A 224-nucleotide genomic window follows, 5' to 3' on the forward strand; every position below is an offset into this window, starting at 1 on the left:
TGTGCTTATAACAAATGCATCAACACGATTTGCTACACTCGGCATTCTAGGTTTCTTTGAGTTTACCGTGTTAAGTGGTAAATTTGAGCTTAATCTTCATGGTAGCAAACGTGTTATGCAGGCGTTACACGAACTAAAGATTGCAGTTTTTTGGCTCAGTTCAGCGATTGAGCCGTTAATTTTTTAGGCGTGAAAGTAGGGTGGATTTCCTTTTTCTTTGCTGC

Annotated in this window: 1 protein-coding gene; it reads left to right on the forward strand. The window is 39.7% G+C overall.

Annotation, left to right across the window (positions count from 1 at the left end):
- Positions 1–187, forward strand: a 187-nt coding sequence (locus HC728_RS20260; protein ID WP_238933846.1) for a hypothetical protein, incomplete at its 5' end; no start/stop codon positions are given.
- Positions 188–224 lie beyond the last annotated feature (37 nt).

The organism is Aliivibrio sp. S10_S31, from assembly GCF_014694495.1.
Classification (GTDB): Bacteria; Pseudomonadota; Gammaproteobacteria; order Enterobacterales; family Vibrionaceae; genus Aliivibrio; species Aliivibrio fischeri.